Origin of the sequence: Polyangium sp. y55x31 (genome assembly GCF_029946505.1) — a bacterium.
GTDB lineage: Bacteria > Myxococcota_A > Polyangia > Polyangiales > Polyangiaceae > Polyangium.
The window spans coordinates 1-3,495 of sequence record NZ_JARZHG010000089.1 but is presented as its reverse complement, the minus strand read 5'-3'; the positions used below and the strand labels follow the sequence as shown (position 1 = coordinate 3,495).

Annotated in this window: 2 protein-coding genes; both read left to right on the top strand. The window is 68.5% G+C overall.

Annotated elements, in window-relative coordinates; genetic code table 11:
* Positions 1-161: 161 nt before the first annotated feature.
* Positions 162-2,795 carry a tape measure protein gene (locus QHF84_RS50070; RefSeq protein ID WP_281320779.1) on the top strand — a complete coding sequence of 878 codons (2,634 nt, stop codon included), beginning with the start codon at positions 162-164 and terminating at the stop codon, positions 2,793-2,795.
* A complete protein-coding gene (locus QHF84_RS50065; protein ID WP_281320778.1) occupies positions 2,795-3,382 on the top strand; it encodes a hypothetical protein in 588 nt (195 codons plus the stop codon). Before QHF84_RS50070 ends, QHF84_RS50065 begins: the two co-directional genes overlap by 1 nt.
* Positions 3,383-3,495 lie beyond the last annotated feature (113 nt).

Here is a 3,495-nt window from a genome sequence, read left to right as displayed (position 1 = left end):
GGGGGGGATCTAAGCCTGCTGCGACAGGCGCGAACCGATCCGGGCCTGGTCGCGGACGGGCTCCTCGAACTGTGCGGCGCCGATCCGGACTCCGAGCCGGCGCGCGCCGCGGCGCTCATGATTGCGGCTTTTCTTCAGTCGAACATCAAGTGGTCTGATCCATGATGGTCTCGGAAAAGGTCGTTCTGCGCGAAGATGTGGCGCGTCCCGCGGCAAAGGCGGCGACGAACGTGGAGCGTCTTGCGGGCGCGCTGGGCGAGCTCGGGTCCGTGAACGTGGATGCGGGCGCCGCGGCGAAGATCGAGCGGACGGCAAAGGCGGCGAGCGCCGCGCAGGACAGAGCGATGGAGGCGGCGAAGCGCGCGGCGGCGATCCGGGAAACCGCGACGAGAACGGAGGAGAAGGCACGCGAGGCGGCCGAACGCGTGGCGAATGCAACGCGCGAGGCGGAGGACAAGGCGGCAGCAACAGCAAAGAAGGCAGCGACGCTCCGCGAGGAGGCGGCGAAGGCCGCAGAGAAGGCGGAGGAGGCGGCGGCGCGGGCGGCGCGTCTGCGGGAAAATGGGGTCCGATCCGCCAAAGCGGAGCGGGAGGCGGAGCGCGCCGCGACGAAGGCGGCACGGCTGCGCGCAAGCGCGGCGCGCGCCGAGGAGACGGCGAAGAAGCGCTCGGCCTCGGTGGCGCGGGCGCAAGCGGCGACAGAGCGGCAGGCCGAGCGGCTCGGGGAGAAAGCAGCGCGGCAGCGGGCGGCCGCCGAGCGCGCGGAGGCGACGGCAAAAAAGCGCGCCACCACGGCGGCCCGCGCGCAATCGTCGGCAGAAAAGGCACAACGGATCGCTGACGCGGCGGCCGAGAAGCGTTCCGCGAGGGCGCAGCGCGCGGCGGAGCGGGAGGAATCGCGACGAAGGAAAGGGGTTGACCCCAAAGTCAGCAAGACAGAGGGGCGGCTCTCCGAAGCGATCCGGCGGTTCAACCCAGCGCAAGAGCGTCGGGAAGCAATGCTGGAGCGGCAGCTCCGCACCATGCGAAAACAGGCGCGGGCAGGCCTCGACGACCCGGGCGAGGGCGGACAAGGGGGCGGACCAAACGGGGCAGGAGGTGGACGCGCCGCTGCGGCGGCGGCGCTCGCCGCTGCGGCTACGGCGGCGGCCGCAGGGGCCGCGCGGGCGGCGTATGCCCTGGGCTCGGCGGCCGTCGATGCGGCGGCGTTCCGGGAGGACGTGACGCGGGCGCTGAGCGTCCTACGCCGGACCCAAGGGGACGCGGACCGAGTCTTCCAAACTGCGGTTCGAACCGCGGATTTCATCGGGCAGGGGCGACAAGAGACGCTCGGCCAATTCGTGGATCTGCTCGGGAAGGGATTCGATACCAACGAAGTCGACCGCATCGTCCGCTCGATTGCGGATCTCGGCACGGTCAACCCGAGCGCAAATGTCGACAGCATCGTCCGCGCGATGGGCAAGATCAAGGCGCAAGGGTATTTGCAGGGGGACGAGCTTACCATGCTCACCGAAGCCGGTCTCTCGGCGGACAAGGTGTACGGGCAGCTCGCCCAGCGGCTCGGCAAGAGTGCCGAGGAAATCCGGCGCATGCAGGGTGCGGGGCAACTCGGGGCAGCGGATACGATCGAGGCGATCCTCGCGGCGATCAACGAGCAAGCGGGCGGGCGCGCGCCCGGGCTCGCGGCTCGGGCAAAGTCGCTCGAAGATATCAGCGGGCTCCTCGGGAGGCTACGAGCCCTCCCCGAGAACCTGCTCATGGATCTCGGCGTGACCCCGGGGATGCGCTCTTTCAAGTCGTTCGTGGGCGGCCTGCTCGAAAGCCTCGATCCCTCGGGGCCCCGGTGGACCAGGATCACGAGTGTTCTCGGCAAGGTGCTGAACTCGATATTTGGCACGCTGTTCGACAATCAAGATCCAGGGAAGTTCATCGACCGCGTGTTGGCAAAGGTGGAGCTTGCCGCGCCGCTGATCTCGGCAGCTTTCTCTGGCTTCCGGACGGGTTTTGGCGGAGTCATAGGCATCTTTGAAAAAGCGCACGCGGTGGCTTCGGGGCCGCTAGAGAAGCTCACAAAGTGGCTGGGGATCGATAACGTCCCTTGGATCGAGCTCGTGGCGAAGGGCGTCGGGCTCATTGCTGGCGTGATTGGCGTTGCGCTCGGCGCAATCGGGATTGCTACGGGAGTTTGGGCATCGTTCGTGGGCTCTATCTACGCGGGGCTCTTCGGCGTTTATGGCGCGCTGGTCACGGTCTACGAGATGATCGAAGGCTTATTCACTGGCGAGGGGATCTACGGGGCGGGGCAATCTGCCGGGATCGCGCTCGTCGATGGCTTCGTCGGTAGTATCCGCGCCGGCGCGCTTGCGGTCGCGTCCGCGGTGAAGGCCATGGCCGGCGGAGCCATCTCCACGGCGAAAAATACGCTCGGCATCGCGAGTCCCTCGCGCGTCTTCGAGGGGATCGGCTGGAACATGGCCAGCGGCGCCGAGGTCGGCATCTCGGGCGGCGCGGGGCGCGTGGTCCGCGCCGCGGAGGCCATGGCGTTCGCAGCGACGCGGGCGGCGAACGACAACATCGTGGGCCCCTCGAAGGCGGCGGGCGTCGGCGGCTCGGGGATCGCCTCGAGCGTGGGCGCGCAGGCCCCGCGCGGGGGTGTGTACAGCGGCGACCGCGTGACGATCAATGTCGAGAAAATCGAGATCGTTATCCAGGGCAGTGCCACGGAGCGCGACGGGGAAGCCGTCGCCCGCGGGCTCTGGGCCGAGCTCCAACGTCTCGCCGAAGAGGCTGCCTGATGCCGATTCCCGCGCCGAGCGATAATCCGGACGTGTGGGATACCGTGACCTTCGGGCCGGGCGATCTTCCGCCGAACCCTCGCGAGGGGACGGCGACGCTCAAGGTACAGCCGAAAGCGAAGCTCGATACGAAGCGGAAGGGAGGCGCGCAGAAACCGACCACGACGAACACCGGGCGCGAGCTCGCCGAGGTGACGATCACGGTGCGTTTCACCGAGGCCCTGTGGCCCGACATGGAGGCGGCGATCGAGCGACTGCAACCGGGGAGCGGGCCGCACAAGATCGGTCATCCAAAGTGCCGTCTCGCAAAGATCAACGCAGTCTCCATCGAGTCCTACGAGGGGCCGGATTGGGACGAGTTCCAGGTCGGCACGATCGTCTGGCACTGCAAGGAATGGGCGCCTCCGCCTCCGCCCGAGGTCGCCGCGAAGAAACCGGATGCCGTACAAACGCCGAGCACAGCCGTTTCCTACGAAAACAAGCCGTGGCACGAGGTCAAGCCGGGGAGCACGGTCGCCCATAAGGGCATCGGGGCGCTCTTCGCGACGGCGGCGGCGAAAGCCGTGGCGGGGGCGAACCGGCCGTGAGCCTCGTTCAGATTGGCGCGCTCGAAGTCATCTCGCTCCGTCTCTCGATGCCGCTCGCGGGGGCCTGGACTGCGGAGGCCGAGGTGGACGCGGGCGAGCCTCTCGCGGGCTCG